This window comes from Silvanigrella sp. (assembly GCF_044369315.1).
Taxonomy (GTDB): domain Bacteria; phylum Bdellovibrionota_B; class Oligoflexia; order Silvanigrellales; family Silvanigrellaceae; genus Silvanigrella.
Genome location: NZ_JBIPMD010000050.1, coordinates 1 through 17060, shown reverse-complemented (window position 1 = coordinate 17060; position 17060 = coordinate 1). Strand labels below are relative to the sequence as shown.

At 30.9% G+C, this 17060-nt stretch carries 14 protein-coding genes and 1 pseudogene; 8 read left to right on the top strand and 7 right to left on the bottom strand.

Going from position 1 to position 17060, the window contains the following annotated elements; all coding sequences use genetic code 11:
• Positions 1–825 (bottom strand): hypothetical protein (locus tag ACIQ56_RS06340; RefSeq protein ID WP_397600227.1); only part of this gene is annotated, 825 nt, incomplete at its 3' end.
• A 363-nt stretch (positions 826–1188) separates the two neighbouring features.
• Here ACIQ56_RS06340 and argH point away from each other — a divergent pair.
• Together argH and ACIQ56_RS06330 are read left to right on the top strand one after the other, a co-directional pair.
• Positions 1189–2487, top strand: a pseudogene (gene argH / locus ACIQ56_RS06335) (argininosuccinate lyase).
• A 14-nt stretch (positions 2488–2501) separates the two neighbouring features.
• On the top strand, positions 2502–3302 hold the full coding sequence (locus ACIQ56_RS06330) for a transporter substrate-binding domain-containing protein (RefSeq protein WP_397600226.1): 801 nt from the start codon (positions 2502–2504) through the stop codon (positions 3300–3302).
• A gap of 101 nt (positions 3303–3403) precedes the next feature.
• On the opposite strand, the gene nrfD is transcribed toward ACIQ56_RS06330, so the two are convergent.
• Positions 3404–4813 carry an NrfD/PsrC family molybdoenzyme membrane anchor subunit gene (gene nrfD, locus ACIQ56_RS06325; protein WP_397600225.1) on the bottom strand — a complete coding sequence of 470 codons (1410 nt, stop codon included), beginning with the start codon at positions 4811–4813 and terminating at the stop codon, positions 3404–3406.
• Positions 4814–4965: 152 nt separating this feature from the next.
• On the opposite strand from nrfD, the gene ACIQ56_RS06320 reads away from it, so the two are divergent.
• Positions 4966–5982 carry a hypothetical protein gene (locus ACIQ56_RS06320; RefSeq protein WP_397600224.1) on the top strand — a complete coding sequence of 339 codons (1017 nt, stop codon included), beginning with the start codon at positions 4966–4968 and terminating at the stop codon, positions 5980–5982.
• A gap of 12 nt (positions 5983–5994) precedes the next feature.
• Here ACIQ56_RS06320 and ACIQ56_RS06315 read toward each other — a convergent pair whose 3' ends face one another.
• A complete protein-coding gene (locus ACIQ56_RS06315; protein WP_397600223.1) occupies positions 5995–6939 on the bottom strand; it encodes an NAD(P)-dependent alcohol dehydrogenase in 945 nt (314 codons plus the stop codon).
• 155 nt (positions 6940–7094) lie between these two features.
• On the opposite strand from ACIQ56_RS06315, the gene ACIQ56_RS06310 reads away from it, so the two are divergent.
• From ACIQ56_RS06310 to ACIQ56_RS06300, 3 genes are read left to right on the top strand one after another with little or no spacing between them, the layout of a single operon-like run.
• The gene (locus ACIQ56_RS06310) at positions 7095–7442 is read left to right on the top strand and encodes a gamma-glutamyltransferase (protein ID WP_397600222.1); all 348 of its coding nucleotides are present in this window, start codon (positions 7095–7097) and stop codon (positions 7440–7442) included.
• Positions 7443–7473: 31 nt separating this feature from the next.
• Positions 7474–7905 carry a gamma-glutamyltransferase gene (locus ACIQ56_RS06305; protein ID WP_397600221.1) on the top strand — a complete coding sequence of 144 codons (432 nt, stop codon included), beginning with the start codon at positions 7474–7476 and terminating at the stop codon, positions 7903–7905.
• Complete coding sequence (locus ACIQ56_RS06300; protein ID WP_397600220.1) at positions 7841–8866, top strand: gamma-glutamyltransferase family protein; 1026 nt, start codon at positions 7841–7843, stop codon at positions 8864–8866. Before ACIQ56_RS06305 ends, ACIQ56_RS06300 begins: the two co-directional genes overlap by 65 nt.
• Position 8867: 1 nt before the next feature.
• Here the strand turns inward: ACIQ56_RS06300 and ACIQ56_RS06295 are convergent, their stop codons facing one another.
• From ACIQ56_RS06295 to ACIQ56_RS06280, 4 genes are all read right to left on the bottom strand, one after another.
• Positions 8868–10448, bottom strand: a complete 1581-nt coding sequence (locus ACIQ56_RS06295; protein WP_397600219.1) for an APC family permease — start codon at positions 10446–10448, stop codon at positions 8868–8870.
• Positions 10449–10650: 202 nt separating this feature from the next.
• Positions 10651–11499 (bottom strand): proline dehydrogenase family protein, encoded by an 849-nt coding sequence (locus ACIQ56_RS06290; protein WP_397600218.1) that lies wholly within the window; start codon positions 11497–11499, stop codon positions 10651–10653.
• Positions 11500–11591: 92 nt separating this feature from the next.
• Positions 11592–11843, bottom strand: coding sequence for a hypothetical protein (locus tag ACIQ56_RS06285; RefSeq protein WP_153418801.1), 252 nt, complete (start codon positions 11841–11843; stop codon positions 11592–11594).
• A gap of 91 nt (positions 11844–11934) precedes the next feature.
• Positions 11935–12129 (bottom strand): hypothetical protein, encoded by a 195-nt coding sequence (locus ACIQ56_RS06280; RefSeq protein ID WP_397600217.1) that lies wholly within the window; start codon positions 12127–12129, stop codon positions 11935–11937.
• Between the two features lie 459 nt (positions 12130–12588).
• On the opposite strand from ACIQ56_RS06280, the gene ppdK reads away from it, so the two are divergent.
• Together ppdK and ACIQ56_RS06270 are read left to right on the top strand one after the other, a co-directional pair.
• Entirely contained in the window at positions 12589–15192 is a 2604-nt protein-coding gene (ppdK, locus tag ACIQ56_RS06275) for a pyruvate, phosphate dikinase (protein WP_397600216.1), read from the top strand.
• 289 nt (positions 15193–15481) lie between these two features.
• Positions 15482–16774, top strand: a complete 1293-nt coding sequence (locus ACIQ56_RS06270; RefSeq protein ID WP_397600215.1) for a sugar MFS transporter — start codon at positions 15482–15484, stop codon at positions 16772–16774.
• The last annotated feature ends 286 nt before the right edge of the window (positions 16775–17060 follow it).

The window sequence follows — 17060 nt, the reverse complement described above, 5'->3', positions numbered from 1 at the left end:
GTTCTTCTCGCGGAATATATTAATTGCATTAAAAAATTTATTTTTATGATACACTGCCGCTGCTCTGTATGTACTTGCATAATTTTTATTATTTTTAGAAAGAGTTGCTATCTTTGAGATTTGTTCTATCATAATTAGACCAGAATCAAGATATGATTTATGAATTATAGATTTTATCATATCCTCATTGAATATTTTTTTATTGCGAAAAAGTGTAATAAAATGATTGCCACTTCCTCTATTCCCTTCTTGTTTTAAAATAATTTGAGTATTTTCACCAAAATGTGATTTAATACTCTTTTCTAAATTTTCAATATTATTTTCACTTAACTCGTTTTTATGAAATAAATAGATACTTGGTATGTAATTTTTTAATTCTTTATTCGTATTTAAAAGTAATCTTTGTTTTATTTTAGATTCTAAAATAGAACAAATAAATGAGTCCGATTCATAAATTCCATTAATACCTAACGGAATGAGATCTTTTTTTCTTTTATTATCAACAATAAGGTATTTAATATATTTTAAATGTTTTTCCTCTAATTTATCTTTGTGATTTACTAAAAAATTTAAATCAATGGAATTTAAAAAATTTCTATACTTTATAGAACCATTATATTCAAAATTTTTTGGGCAATCAGCAAGGCGTAAAGCCGAATTGTTTTGATAAAGCAATTCAATCGCAGTTGAGTCGACAAATTTATGAAAGCTTCCTAAATCAGAACATGAAAGTGACTGAAGTTCATATATAATAAATTTATATTGGCCAAAACTATCTTTATTTTTAGCGTAATCTATAATAAAGTCTGTATAAATATCATTCATGCTGAATCCTTTAGTATAGTTTAATACCATTAATTTTATAATTTTAATAGTTAAGATATGGTTAAATTATTATGAAAAAAATGATATTATTAATGAAATATTCGATAACTTAAATTATCTGGAAAATCAATTTCCTCAAAAATTTTGTGATTGTTTAAATTTTCTTGCATTCAGCAAAAAAAGAGGTTAATGAATAAATAGCTATTTTATGGTTTATTATCCATTCTGAGAAGTTAGGACTCACATGTTGCGACGAACAATACTCTTTCACAGCAAATCTTAAACTCAATTTTTAAATAAATTTAATATTATTAAATACTTATACTGATTTAGATTTCATTTTTATTTTAAAAGGATTTTCATATGAAACTAGCTTCTACACCGCAATTATGGGGTGGCAGATTTAAAAAGCCACTTGATAAAAAAACAGTAAAATTCAATGCTTCTATTCTTTTTGATCAAAAGCTTGCTATGCAGGACATTTTAGGAAGTCAGGTCCATGCGGAAATGTTAGGGGTTCAAGGGATTATAACTTTAGAAGAATCTCAAATCCTTATTAAGGGACTAGACAATATAAAACAAAAAATAATTGATCAAAAGGTTGAATTTACAGAAGAAGCTGAAGATATACATATGAATATTGAATTGCTGCTTTTAAAAGATGTAGGCGATGTCGCAAAAAAGCTCCACACGGCTAGAAGTCGTAATGATCAAGTTGCCTTGGATCTTCGGCTTTATTTAAGAGAAGAAATTTTAAATATAAAAAATCAAATTCAAACTTTATTAGTTACGTTAAAAAATTTAAGTCAACAAAACAAAAATACCATGCTGCCTGGTTATACTCATTTGCAAAGAGCCCAGCCTATTTCTCTAGAAAAATATTTTGGAGCTTATTCTTCCATGTTTGAGAGAGATTAAAGTCGTTTAGAAGATTGTTTTAAACGGATGAACTTCTCTCCTTTGGGAGCAGGGGCTCTAGCAGGGACTATATTACCAATAGACAGAAATTTTGTAGCACAGAAACTTAATTTTAGTGGAATTATACAAAATACTTTAGATGCAGTTAGTGATAGAGATTTTGTCATAGAATTTATATCTACTTCAAGTATATTAATAACTCATTTATCACGTTTTTGTGAAGATATTATTGTTTGGGCAACGGAAGAATTTGGTTTTATTAAATTAGATGATGCTTTTGCCACAGGCTCCTCTTTAATGCCGAATAAAAAAAATCCAGATATTCCCGAATTAATTCGTGGAAAAACAGGAAGAGTATTTGGACATTTATTTGGAATTTTAACAGTAATGAAGGCTTTACCAATAGGATATAATAAAGACCTTCAAGAAGATAAAGAGGGTTTATTCGATACCGTTGATACCATAAAAAATTGTTTAGAAATATTTATTCCATTTATTGAATCTCTGCAGTTTCAAAAAGAAATTATGAAAAAATCAACTGTAGATAGCTATATTTGGTCTACACATTTGCTTGAAGAACTTGTTAAATCTGGAGTTGCATTTAGACATGCTCATGAGCTAATTGGTAATTTAGTAATTTATTGTTTAGAAAGTAACAAGTATTTTAAAAATTTAACAAAAGAAGAGTGTGATAAAATTTCGACATTTATTTATCCATCTTTGATTCAATTAAAAATTATTTAATGATTAGGGAAAATATGAAAATATTAAACATGATAAAATTAAATTTATTTCTTGTTTTAAACTTAATTTCTTTAAGTTCGTTTCCACATGAAGGAAATTCGCTAGAAAAAATTAAAAACAGTAAAGTTATTAAAGTATGCACAGCTGGGGGCTTTATACCCTTTTCAGTAAATACAAAAGAAGGTTGGGTGGGCTTTGATATTGATATGGTGAAAGGTTATGCTAAATATATAAAAGTAAAATTAGAAGTAATTGATTATCACTTTGATGGAATAATACCAGCTTTAAATACCAAAAAATGTGATTTAATTGCATCGGGAATGACAATTACAGCGGATAGGAAAAAATCAGTACTATTTAGTGAGCCTTATTTTAAAGATGGACTTAGTTATTTATATAGAAAAAATAATGTAAAATTTGAAAAAATTAAAGATATTTCAATGCTAAATGAAGAGCAATATAAAATTGGAGTGCGGGTTGGCTATACAAGCGATTTTTATGTGACTAAAAACCTTTCTAAAGCAAAAATATTAAAATTTAATGAAACAGCTGATATTATAAATGCTTTAAGAAATAATAAAATAGATGCGATTGTTACTGACACAAATAATACAAAAATACTTCAAAAGAAATTTAATGATATTTTTGAATATAAAAACACAAATGTTCAAAGTGAATTTTTTGGTGTAGCAGTTCGTTTAAAAGACGAAGAATTGCTTCATTCATTTAATGAATATTTAGATTATTGGAAAAAATCGGGTCAGTATGAAAAAGACTATGAGAAAAATTTTATGAGTTCAGCCAAAAATAATTAAATTATTCTAGTTTAACATTCAATGATTGGGGTGATGATTTTTTATTTTACAAAAAACCACCCTATTTTTATAAAAATGAAGGGTGATTTTTAAATTTCAATTTATTTTTTGAATGAAGTTAAATCAGGTTTTAAGTGTGGGTCTGCTTGCGGCATTACAGATTTTACTTCTGACATATTAATCATAGGAAGGTAACGAGCAAATAAACAGAATAAATGGAAAAAGAGTCCAATTGATCCAATAAATAAGGAGATATCCCAGAAGGAAGGGATAAAATAGCCCCATGAACTTGGTAAAAAGGTACGGCTTAAAGTAGTAACAATAAGCACAAAACGCTCAAGCCACATTCCGATATTTATTAAAATGGCAGCAATAAATAACCAAATTATATTTTGGCGGAACTTTTTAATCCAAAATGTTTGTGGGATAGCGATATTTAAAATGACCATTGCCCAATATGCCCAACCATAAGGTCCGTTGATACGATTCCAGTTCCAGAATTTTTCATATGGGTTACCACTATAAAAAATAGTAAAAAATTCGATGATATACACATAAGCCATAATGATACTTGTAAATAGAATAAAGCGTGCACAAATGTCTATATGTCTGTCAGTAACTAAGTCTTTAAAATTAAATATAGAACGAACCATAATAAGTAAATTTAAACAAAGACAAAACCCAGAGAAAATAGCTCCAGCAATAAAATAAGGTGGAAAGATAGTTGCATGCCAGCCAGGAAGTATGGAAGTTGCAAAGTCTAAAGAAACGATGCCTGCTGTTGAAAATACGGCAGGTGTTGCAATTCCGGCAAGTAGAATACAAGCTCTTTCATAGTTTACCCATTGACGAGCAGAACCTGTCCAGCCTAGAGCAACAAATCCGTAAGCTAATTTTCCTATTTTAGATTTTGCTTGATCGCGTAGGGTTGCAAAATCGGGAATCATACCAACAAACCAGAAAATGATACCAATACTTAAATAAGTGTTAACAGCAAAAACGTCCCATTCAAGAGGGCTTTTAAAGTTTGTCCACATAGACATTTGATTTGGAAAAGGAAATAGCCAATAAGCAAACCAGGGTCTACCAATGTGTACTGCTGGGAAAATAGCGGCAGCCATAACAGCAAAAATAGTCATACCTTCTGCAAGTCTATTAATAGATGTACGCCATTTTTGACGAAACAAGAGAAGAATTGCAGAAATAAGTGTACCAGCGTGAGCGATTTCAATCCAAAAAACAAAGTTGGTGATATCCCATGCCCAGTCCACTCTGTTATTATTTCCCCAAACACCAATACCTTCCCAAAAAAGATATCCAAGGGAAACAAATAAAAGAACGACTCCTAGAGTCGAAAGGAAAAAAGTAATATGCCAGCCTGGCCCTGCTTTGCGACCGGCGAGAGAGGCTACTGATTGTGTTACCATATGAAAAGAAGGATCTTTTCCTGTAACAAGAGCAGGCCTTCTATCAACTGGATCTCTGCCCTGAAGTTCAACCGAATGTTCCATGGTTCACCTGTATTAGATATAGGTCAAAAATAAAAAACCAAGTGAGGTTTAACGAATTTGCACTACGTGATCAAGTATACGGGAAAAATTATCAAAAAAATACTTCACATAGTTCACTCAACAAATTATTGTCGTGCAAATAAGAAACTCAAATGTTTTTCTTATCCGCTATTAAATTATTAAAGGAAATTATGCAACGTATTGATGCTTCAAAATTAATGTTAAATCTTATTGCAGATGATAAATCTGCAATGATAAAAGTAATATTGAGTGAAAATTCAATATATAAAAAAATTGTGGATGAAAAAATCTTTTTAGAATCTCAAAAATCACCACAATTTTTTAGTGGTAAAAATGCCATTGTAGAATATATGGAGTATGCTGCCGCTGGTTCCTTATTTTTTGCACAACAGAAGAGCATCGTTGTGCTGCCTGAAAAAATGACAGCCAAGCAATGGGAAGAAGAAAAAAAACAGATCAAAAGACTCCCTGTTCCTTTAGAGTCTTCTGCATATTTTTTTGCCCCAGTTTCCTACCGCAATATTATTAAAGAAACAGATTTTCAGAATTTAGGATGCGTATACTTATGTTATGAGCCTAATGATTTGGATTTGTATAAATCTGTTGAGACATTAGCTTGTCGTTATTCTTCTCTCTCTAAAAAATCTAAAAATGAAATTATGGAGCTATCTCATTTAGCAATTGAAACTTATTCCGGTGATCTGATTGCCTGTGATATTCATTTTGCTCTTATGGAAAAAACAGGAATGACCTTTTCAGAGGCTTTAGTAGGAAACCCAGAAGTAAATGGTTTTCATGTTGCAGAAGCCATTTCCAAAGGAGATATTTTTTTATTAGAGCTTAGAATGTCACAGTGTGAATCCTGTGGAGAAGAGGCTTCGAGTGTTTTTATGGCTATTGTTTACTTTTTAAAGCAAGTATGTTTCGTCATGAAAAATTTAGAAGAAACAAAAAATTTACGAACCGCATTTGAAAAATCATTTATTCCTTTTCCAGCTCAAGCACGTATTCAAAAAGCTATGCAAATTCTTGATAAAGAAAAATTAACTCAATTTTTTATTGCAGCTCCCAAAATAGAACTTTATTTAAGAACGCAAAAAAATACGCATAAATGGCTTTCGGCGGAGTTGATTGCTTGGTTGTCTTAAGGAAAGAGTTTATTACAAAAGTTTTATAACTGTTTTTCCAATGGATCCATTTTGTTCTGTTTCTTTATAGGCAATGATCGAGTTTTCAAATGTATATGTTTTGAATATTTTTACTTTAAGCCCATTACTTAAATAAGTTGTTAATTCATTTAAAAATTCTTTGCTAAATTTTGTTAACAATACTTTACATTTTTTTGAAGATATTAAATTAATAAAAAATGACTTCAACATGACTTGTGGTGTTGCATTGGGATCAATATAAATAGAACTTAGATTCATCATATTTTTTGCGTTTGCATAGGACAGTTTGCTTGATAAATCTAAAATAATATCAAACTTCTGCTTTATATTTAAAATATTTTCTTTATTATAATCAATGACGACATGACAACCATATTCTTTGGAAATATCAACCCCCTTTGTTGAACAAACACCATAAATATTTAGACCCAATTTATTTGCTATTTGAATAGCAAATAATCCAACTCCACCTGTACAACCATGAATTAATATGGTCTGTCCAGATTGGGCTTGAGCTATTGTTTTTAAAGATTGTAAAGCGGCGAGTCCACAAATAGATGCAGCAGAAGCTTCTTCTAAAGATAGAGAAGAGGGAACTTCTTGAATGCAGTTTAATGTTGTGCAAATGTATTCACTAAGAACTCCATTTTTCATAGGATTATCTACAAACCCAAAAACTTTTTTTCCGATTAAATTTTCTTTCATTTCTTCACCCATTTTTTCGACTATTCCAGAAAATTCACAACCTATGTTTTTAGGAAATTTATTTCCAGTTATCATTTTCAGCATGCCATTTCGAATTTTCCAATCTAATGGATTAATAGCCACACTATTTATTTTTATAAGAACTTCATTTTTTTTAGGAATTGGAATTGGAATTTCTCTTATTTTTAGAACACTAGAGTCTCCATATTGATCATAATTTAAGGTCTTCATAAAATTGTTTCCTTTTAAGCAAATCGACTGAAAAAAAATGATTACTTGATGTTCAAATTAACTTATAAAACATTTGTTTTATTTTGTATACGATATAAATTATAAAAAGAGATTTCCGTCATCTTTTATCTATCTGATAATGAAAGGATTTAAATATGAAACGAAATAAAATTTGCCTATTAATAATTGTAAATTTATTAATTATAATATCTTTTAATTCTTATCCAAAAGAAAATAAAAATAAACCAGATTTTCCAATTACAGAGACAACTCAAATATTCAATCCCGTTTTTGGAAAAAAGGGAATGGTTGTTACTCAAGAAGAAATAGCATCACATGTTGGCGCTCAAATTTTAAGTCAAGGAGGAAATGCTGTCGATGCTGCCGTTGCAGTTGGATATGCCCTTGCTGTTACTTTGCCTAAAGCGGGAAATATTGGTGGTGGTGGATTTATGTTAATTTGGTTAAATAAACAAAAAAAAATCTATTGTTATAAATTATAGAGAAAAAGCTCCAAAAAAAGCATATAAGGATATGTTTTTAAATAAAGATTCAACTGTAAATGGAGAAATTGTTGATAAAAGCTATAAATCTGTTGGTGTTCCTGGAACAGTTTATGGTTTAAACTTGGCATTAAAAAAATATGGTACAATGTCTTTAAGAAAAGTAATGAAGCCTTCAATCAACTTAGCAAAAAAAGGTTTTAAAATAAGTCATCCTCTATATAAATCTCTTGTTAAAGATAAAGATCTTCTTTTAACGAGTGATGAATCTGTAAAAATATTTTTTGATGAAAATAAGGAACCAAAATTTATTGGAAATTTATTAGTACAAAGTGACTTGGCAAAAACACTAGAGCTTATTTCTCAGCAAGGAACAAAGGCATTTTATGAAGGAACGATTGCTGATAAAATTGTTAAAGATATGGAAAAAAAATGGTGGTCTTATTACAAAAGAAGATCTTAAAAGTTATAAAGCGGAAGAAATGGCACCCATTATTGGAACATATAGAGGATATCAAATTTTATCCGTTCCTCCTCCGAGTTCAGGTGGGGTTACTTTAATTGAAATGTTAAATATTCTTGAAAATTTCAATATGAAAGAAATTCCATTAAATAGTGCTAAATATTATCACATTGTGACTGAAATTATGAATTATGCATATTATGATAGAAATTCACAGTTGGGTGACCCTAATTTTATAAAAAATCCGATTGAACAACTGACTTCTAAGTCATATGCTAGAAAAATTTTTGAAAAAATGAATAAAGATTATCATACACCATCAAATGAAATTCAGACAAATGGTCTAAAAATAGAAGCAAATCAAAATGGAAATACAACTCATTTTTCAGTGATTGATAAAGATGGAAATATGGTATCAAATACCTATACACTCAATTTTTTATTTGGAAATGGCAAAGTTGTTAAAGGAACTGGAATTCTTTTAAATAATGAAATGGGTGATTTTACAATTAAGGTAGGTGCAGCAAATTCTTTTGGACTTATACAAGGGGAAGCTAATTCTATTGAACCTTCTAAAAGACCTTTAAGTTCTATGACGCCAACTTTAGTTTTAAATGAAAAGAAGGAACCTTTATTAGCAACGGGAGCTCCAGGTGGAAGTCGTATTATCACCCAAATTTTTAATTTTTTAGTGGGTTACATTGATTATAATTTGAATATAGCAACTTCATTGTCAAGATCACGAACCCATAGTCAGCTATGGCCAGATGAAATTTATTATGAAGAGGGTCTAAGTGAAGATACCATCGAAAAATTAAAAAGTATGGGACATAAATTAAATCAAAGTAGACCTTTTGGTTCGATACAGGTAGCAGAACAAAAAAGACAAAATGAAATTTATTTTGGTGCTTCTGATCCTCGATCAGAAGGGGATGCTGCAATAGGTATTTTTGAAAAATAAGTTATTTTTTTACTTCATCAATATTTTTTATTATTTGCTGTCTTTTTAAAGAAATTTTACAAGCAAAAAAGAAAACACATAAGCTAAATATGATTGCTATAATATTGCTATTTAATGTTGAAAGTTGTCCTGTACCGTTTCCAAATTTAGAAAAATAATTTATTAAAGTAAACCCAGATAAGTAAACGAATATCCAAGAAGAGCTTTTAAGATCTAGCGTTTTTATTAAACTTCTTCTTTTTTGATATAGCACAATTGAGTAAATTCCAACAAAAAGAATAATAATGCATGTGAGTTTAATTAAAACAGTAAATCCTATCCAGTGCATCATTAAACCACAAATACAAAATGCAAATAAAGATATAAATTTAAAGAAGGGGAGTTTAAAAGGTCTTTTAAGTTCAGGATATTTATCTCTTAAAACAACAAGAGCTATAGGCGTAACAGATAATGTAACAACATAAGATGAAGTTAAAAATGTAACCATTTCTTTCCAGCCAGGAAATGGGAATATTAGAATTAATCCAACTGCAAAACTTAGCCATAAAGAATTTTCTGGTGAGCCGTGTTTATTTAATTTGGTAACAAATTTAGGCGCGGCATCGATTGACCCTAATCCATGCATAACTCTGGCTGTGGTTGAGGTCATAATTAATCCTGAACCAAATGGAGATATAACAGCATCTATATATAAAAAAGCGCATAAAATAGTAAAGCCAGCCGCAATTGCAAGTCCAGCAAAGGGACCCAAATCGCCAATAAAATTTAAATGACTCCATCCTTGTGCAAGTGAAGTATCTGGAACAGCTACTACAAAAGCAGTCTGAATAAGGACATATAAAATTGTCACAATAAATAAAGAACTAATTGTTGCTAGAGGTATGTTTCTTTGAGGGTTTTTTGTTTCTCCAGCAAGAATAATTCCGGATTGAAATCCACCAAACGCAAAAATAATTCCTCCAACAGATAAACTTGCCATGATTCCTTGAATGCCATAAGGAGCAAATCCGTCATATTGAGTTAAATTATGATAATTACTTTGGGAGCTAAATATAAATGCAAATGCAATTAATAAAGGGACAAGTACTTTCCAAATTGTAGCAATTGAGTTTGTTCTAGTTAATAATTTAATACTAAATCGATTTACAAAAATCATAATAAATAAAATAAAAGCAGCTGCAAAATAACCTATTGTTGATAATTCATGTTTGCCCAATGAATTACTTGTTACTAACATTGGAAAATAAGTGCTTGAATACTGAACTACTGCTAAAGACTCTATGGGAACGATTGTGGCAAAACAAAGAAAATAAATCCACCCGGTAATTATTCCAGTAAATTTTCCGTGAGAAAAAAAGGAATAACTTGTTAAGCCTCCCATAATTGGGAACATTGAGGACAATTCAGAGAAAACTAAAACAATAAAAATAAAGAAAAAGCCGCCTAAAAACCAAGAAAGAATGGAGGCTGGTCCTGCCATTTGAGCCGCATAAAGTGGACCAAAAAGCCATCCCGATCCAATCATACTTCCGACAGAGGCAAGTGTAACTCCAATTAAGCCAATATTCCTTTTAGGTAACACAAAAACGCTCTCCTCATTTATTTGAACTGCTGCTCTTTAGCAATTTAGGAACTATTATGCTAGTGTATGCAATTTTGTCAAGTAATTAAATCTCTAAAATATTAGGAGTATCTATAGATACTTTATTTATTTAAAAAAAAATATTTTGTCAATATTATCTTAGAATTAATGGTGGGGTAGCAAAAGGGAAATTAGAATCTTTTTAAGATCTAAAAAGATTCTTTAAAACAAAAAATACGTTTTCTTTTCTTTCCGCTAATCTTCTTGTGTAGTAAGCTTGCCAGTCTTCGCCGTATGGAACATAAATTGTCATATTATGTCCTTTCTCTCTAATACGAGACCATGTTTTTTCTCGCATTCCATAAAGCATTTGAAATTCATATCTATCATTAGGAATGTTGTTATTTTCAATAAAATGAATACAAAAATCAATTATTTCATCGTCATGACTTGCAATACAAACTCTTTTTCCATTCAGTAAAAGTTTTTGAATTAATTTTTTATAATTTTCAACAATGAGAGGCATTTTTTGAAGTGCTTTTTCTTGTGGCTCTTTATAAGCACCCTTGCATAAACGGATTTTTCCATTTGCCGCTATAATACGATTGATATCTTCTTCTGTTCTTAATAAATAAGCTTGAAGCACAATTTCAGGGCTTGTAAATTCTTTTGCGGCACGTTCGTACATAGCTATTGTACGTTCTGTATAATCTGTTCCTTCCATGTCTAAAGCAACACGAATTTTCTTTTCATCAGCAATAGATAGAATTCTGGAAAGATTTTCGTAACAAAACTCATGATCAATATCGAGTCCAAGCATTGTTAATTTAATAGAAACATAGCAATCTCGTTTTTTTTCTGCGATTCGTTTTAATAATAGATCGTACTCTTCAACAAATTTAAGTGCTTGTGGCTTGTCTTTTATGTTTTCGCCAAGAACATCTAAAGTAACGCAGATTTTTTTATCGTTTAGTTTTTCAACTACACTGAAAGCTTCTTCAAAATTAGATCCTGAGACAAATCTTTTTGCGTAGAATGGTATGCTTCCCATAAAGTAACCCTCTTATATTGAACAAAGTAAAAAAAATCTCTGACGGTGTCTTTTTTACAATAAATTGAGGGAATGACAACTTAATGGGGATATTATTTATTTGGTTTGTCGGAGATTTGCTTTAATTCAGAAATAAGTTTATTGATTCGTTGAACGCTTTGTTTAATATTGTGAATTCTATTTGATATGTCAATTTCATCTAATGATTTTGGTTTGTTATTTAAATTTATAAGATTATTAGAAACTTTTTGATAAATAAATTGATTTAGTTTTTCTTTTTTGCGTAATTTAAAAAATTCAAAATCAAGCACGTTTTTTCTTTTATTAGAAGAACTTGAAATCATATTTTATTTCCTTTAAGTAAATTAAATCAAATTTTAAATTTAAATTAAGAGTTTGCTGTTTTATTGAGCAAACTCTTTTAGGCGTGGTTTATTATTTAATTCTATAACTTTTCATAACGTTTTTATTTGCTTGATCACGTTCTTTGCGCAATCTTTCTTGATTTGCTTTATTACGAGATGCTTGTTTTTCAAAAGTAGTTTTAGCATCTTCAGTACTAGCTGTTTTTGTTATGTTTTCTTTTTCTTTAACGATTTTTCTTGAGAAAATATCGATTACGTCACCCATTGTATCCTACCTCTTCAAAATGCGTTCATATTTTGGTTAAGCAATTTTAGTGCCACACCTAAATGTATTTGTTTTTCAATAAAAACAGAGGATAATGTTTGGTGTTTCTTAAAAAGTTTGTCGAAAGACTAAACACTCTCTGCTTATTAAAAGAGCTAATAGAAAATAGCCAGAGATACAAGTATAAGCTTTCATTTTGGGCAAAAAAAAATAAGTGTTTATAATTACAGAATAAATTTTTAAATAGTTGGCCATTAAAATAAATTTTTTTTAGTACGTTTTCCAAAGATACGAGTATTTTCTGAATGATCTTCTCTAATAAAAACCTACTGTAAAATGTTTATACAGTGCCTAATGAATAATTGTCAATTTACAATTATTATAAGTTGAGTTAAAGCTGTCTTAGTAGGATTATAGCTTCGTATATCTGAACTAGACGCTGACAAGGAGAATTTTTTGATGAAATTTGTTTACTTTTTTGGTTGTGGAGTCGCAGACGGTAATGCCTCAATGAAAGCTGAATTAGGTGGTAAAGGTGCAAATTTAGCAGAAATGACGTCTTTAAAACTCCCTGTTCCCGCTGGTTTCACTATCTCTACAAAGGTTTGTTTAGACTTTTTAAAAGAAGAAGGAAACTTTTCTCCTGAAGTAAAAAAGCAAATTGAAGAATCTCTTAGAAAAACAGAGGAAGCGATGGGTGCAAAATTTGCAGATCCCATAAACCCTTTGCTTGTAAGTGTGCGTTCTGGGGCGAGGGTATCCATGCCTGGAATGATGGATACGGTTCTTAATTTGGGTTTAAATCCATCAACGGTAGAAGCATTAGCAAAAAAATCGGCAAATCCTCGTTTTGCTTATGATTCTTATAGAAGATTTATTCAAATGTATTCTAATGTAGTAAAAGAACTAGATACTCATTACATGGAAGATTGTCTTGAAAATTACAAAAAAAATAAAGGTTATCATGAAGATACAAGTCTTTCTGCGGAAGATTTAAAGTCGTTGTGTCTTTCCTTTAAACAAATTTATCATAAACATTTGGGAGAAGATTTCCCAGAAAATCCTTTTGAGCAACTTTGGTCTGCCATAGGTGCTGTCTTTAAAAGTTGGAATTGCAATAGAGCTAAAAAATATCGTGAAATTCACTCCATACCAAATGATTGGGGAACTGCTGTAAATGTTTGTTCAATGGTTTATGGAAATATGGGAAATGACTCTGGAACGGGAGTTTGTTTTACGAGAGATCCTTCAACTGGCGAAAATATTTTTTACGGTGAATATTTAATCAATGCCCAAGGAGAAGATGTTGTTGCTGGCATTCGAACTCCAAAAACACTTTCTTTATTAGAAAAAGAAATGCCAGAAGTTTTTGTGCAGCTTCAAGATGTTAGAAAAAAATTAGAAAAACATTATAGAGATGTCCAAGATATCGAATTTACCATTCAAGAAGGTAAGTTATATTTATTGCAAACAAGAAATGCAAAAAGAACAACTCAGGCGGCTCTAAAAATTGCCATTGATTTTGCTAAAGAAGGAACACTTACGAAAGAAGAAGCCTTATTAAGAGTAAATCCACAAGATTTAGATAAACTATTACACCCCACCCTCGATCCTAGAGCACATAAACAAGTGATTGCAAAAGGTTTGCCAGCATCCCCAGGAGCTGTTTCAGGTCGAGCTGTTTTTACAGCTATTGAAGCGGAAAGTTGGGCAGCTCGTGGAGAGCTTGTTATTTTAGTTCGTGACGAAACGTCTCCAGAAGACATTGGAGGAATGTACGCTTCACAAGGCTTTTTAACAGCTCGTGGTGGCATGACTTCTCATGCTGCCGTTGTGGCCCGTCAAATGGGAAAATGTTGTGTTGCTGGCTGTTCCTCGCTGACTATTTCTCAATCCCATAAATCTGTAAAAGTTTCAGGAATTGAAGTTTTAGAAGGAGACTGGATTACTTTAGACGGTTCTACTGGTGAAGTTATGCTTGGCAAGGTTGAAACAAAAAATGCAGAACTCAGTGGTGACTTCAATGTCTTTATGGAGTGGGCTAAAGAATGTAGATCAATGAAAATTAGAGCCAATGCAGATACTCCCCGGGATGCGATTTATGCAAGAAGTTTTGGAGCTGAAGGAATTGGTTTGTGCAGAACGGAACATATGTTTTTTGATGAAAGCAGACTTCCTTATGTGAGACAAATGATTCTCGCTAAAAATGCTCCAGAAAGAAAAGAGGCTCTTGAAAAATTGTTACCTTTTCAACGCGAAGATTTTGTAAGCATTTTGAGCGCAATGGAAGGTTTTGAAGTAACAATACGCTTATTAGATCCCCCATTGCACGAGTTTTTACCTCACACAGATAAAGACATGATGACTTTATCAAATCAATTGGGTTTGTCTGCTGAAGATATCAAACAAAGGGTGAAGGCATTATATGAAGCAAATCCTATGCTTGGGCATAGAGGTTGTCGTTTAGGTATTTCTCATCCTGAAATTTATGAAATGCAAGTAAAAGCAATTGTTGAAGCGGTTGAAAAATGCCGTGCTCAAGGGAAAAAAGTTTATCCTGAAATCATGATACCTCTTGTTGGGATTGCTCAAGAATTGAAGTGGCTACGTGATAGATTATCTAAATTAGCACCACAAATTCCTTTTGGGACCATGATTGAAGTCCCAAGAGCTGCTCTTGTTGCGGATAAAATTTCACAATATGCCGACTTTTTTAGCTTTGGAACAAATGATTTAACACAAACTACATATGGATTCAGCCGTGACGATTCCGCTCCTTTTTTAAGAGTTTATAAACAAGAAGGTATTTTGCAGGAAGACCCTTTTGCTGTGCTTGATCAAGAAGGTGTTGGGCAACTCATAAAAATGGCTACAGAATTAGGTAGAAAGTCGAACCCTTCTTTAAAAGTAGGAATTTGTGGAGAGCATGGGGGAGAGCCTTCTAGCGTTAAATTTTGTCATTCCAATGGCCTAAATTATGTAAGTTGTTCTCCTTTTCGTATTCCTATTGCGATGCTGGCCTCGGCTCAGGCAGCAATAGAGCAGAATTTAAGTAAAAAATAAAAATTAACAATTATGAATTTCTTGTCATACTTTGTTCTTTTTATAAAATGTACTTAATACATTTATTTAATTGTTTTTTTGAATAAAATTGATTGTACAAAAGTCTCATAATGCTTATCAATGTAGCCAAAGATAGGTATTTTTTTTATTTTTAATGTTTTTAAACAATAAAATTTGTGACGATTTTATTGATTTCTCTTAAGCATTTTTAAATTGCAACAAAATTGTGATAACAAATGCAAGGATGTTATTTAGAGGTATCCATTTTTTTATTGAGAAGAGGTTTTTAATGGTCTCAGCTGTGAAGTATACTCAGCCAAAAGAGCCACATGTTTTGCAAAAAAAGCAAAATCATAATGTTGCCATTGGTGTTGTATCTACCTTGTTTTTTCTATTTGGTTTTATTACTTGCCTAAATGATATTTTAGTTCCTCATTTAAAAGAGGTTTTCTCATTAAATTATACAGAATCTATGTTAGTTCAGTTCACTTTTTTTGGAGCTTATTTTTTAATTTCTTGGCCTGCAAGTAAATTAATTTCAAAATACGGCTATAAAAAAAGTTTTATTATTGGACTTTCCTTAACCGCTTTAGGCTGTTTGTCCTTTATATTTTCAGCTAACATTTCAATTTATTTAGTGTTTTTATGTGGCTTGTTTGTACTAGCTAGTGGCATCGTTATATTACAAGTTGCAGCAAACCCTTATTTAACTATTTTAGGTGGTCCTGAAAGGGCATCTAGTAGGCTCATTTTTGCACAAGGCTTGAATTCCTTAGGAACAACAATTGCACCTATTATTGGTTCTGCTTTAATTTTATCTGTAGCAATGCTTTCTAAAGACGAGCTATTAAAATTACCAGAATCTGAGGTTGTTGCTTATCATGCTGCCCAGGCAAGTGCCGTTCAGCTTCCCTATTTTGGTCTTGCCTGCTTTGCTATCATGATAGCGGTAGCTCTGGCCTTCTTTAAATTTCCAAATGACAAAATTGTAGCATCTACTGCTCTAAAAAATGAAACAAAAGATTTTAAATTATTTGATCATCCTAAACTTGTTTTAGGTACCATAGCTATATTTGCTTATGTTGGTGCCGAAGTGGCAATTGGTAGTTTAATGGTAAACTTTATAGCTTCTCCAACTGTAGGGAATATGAGTCTCAAAGACGCGGGAGATAAACTCAGTTTATACTGGGGTGGTGCTATGGTAGGTCGATTTGTCGGCTCTTTTATCACAACAAAATTTAAAACAAATAAAGTTTTATTTGTGCACGGTATTGTGGCATCCATTTTAGTGTTATTTACAATATTTGGATCGGGTCATTTTGCATTATACAGCATAATTGCTGTTGGTTTATTCAATTCCATTATGTTCCCATCTATTTTTGTATTAAGTACACAAAACCTTGGCAAATTTATGGAAAAAGGTTCTGGAATTATTTGTATGGCTATTGTTGGTGGCGCAATTATTCCAATGCTACAAGGTTTTATTGCAGATAATGGTGGTCTTCATTTAAGTTATATTGTTCCTTTAATATGTTATATTTATATAGCTATATTTGCATTAAAAGTGAAATCAAATAATTAATATTTTTTCATAATTTATTTTTAAATGTATTCATCATGAAAAAAAGATGACAAATTAAAACCTGTCATCTTTTTTTTGTTTGTAACACCTATATTTTAGATAATGGTATGTTTATTTTATATAAAATATTTTAAATTTATATTTGTATTTCTATATTTATTTCCTTTTTTAAGGAAACAATTTTTTGACTTTTGTAAATTATTCTAGTATTCATAAACGTTGATACGAAAAAATATATATATTATGCCAGTTAAGAGTTGAGAAAGATATTGTGAAGATTGAAGAA

Excerpts from the sequence above, each read along its gene's own strand:
- ACIQ56_RS06330 (WP_397600226.1), top strand. The coding sequence starts at position 2,502 with ATGAAAATATTAAACATGATAAAATTAAATTTATTTCTTGTTTTAAAC.
- nrfD (WP_397600225.1), bottom strand. The coding sequence starts at position 4,813 with ATGGAACATTCGGTTGAACTTCAGGGCAGAGATCCAGTTGATAGAAGG.
- ACIQ56_RS06320 (WP_397600224.1), top strand. The coding sequence starts at position 4,966 with ATGTTTTTCTTATCCGCTATTAAATTATTAAAGGAAATTATGCAACGT.
- ACIQ56_RS06315 (WP_397600223.1), bottom strand. The coding sequence starts at position 6,939 with ATGAAGACCTTAAATTATGATCAATATGGAGACTCTAGTGTTCTAAAA.
- ACIQ56_RS06310 (WP_397600222.1), top strand. The coding sequence starts at position 7,095 with ATGAAACGAAATAAAATTTGCCTATTAATAATTGTAAATTTATTAATT.
- ACIQ56_RS06305 (WP_397600221.1), top strand. The coding sequence starts at position 7,474 with ATGTTTTTAAATAAAGATTCAACTGTAAATGGAGAAATTGTTGATAAA.
- ACIQ56_RS06290 (WP_397600218.1), bottom strand. The coding sequence starts at position 11,499 with ATGGGAAGCATACCATTCTACGCAAAAAGATTTGTCTCAGGATCTAAT.
- ACIQ56_RS06285 (WP_153418801.1), bottom strand. The coding sequence starts at position 11,843 with ATGATTTCAAGTTCTTCTAATAAAAGAAAAAACGTGCTTGATTTTGAA.
- ACIQ56_RS06280 (WP_397600217.1), bottom strand. The coding sequence starts at position 12,129 with ATGGGTGACGTAATCGATATTTTCTCAAGAAAAATCGTTAAAGAAAAA.
- ppdK (WP_397600216.1), top strand. The coding sequence starts at position 12,589 with ATGAAATTTGTTTACTTTTTTGGTTGTGGAGTCGCAGACGGTAATGCC.
- ACIQ56_RS06270 (WP_397600215.1), top strand. The coding sequence starts at position 15,482 with ATGGTCTCAGCTGTGAAGTATACTCAGCCAAAAGAGCCACATGTTTTG.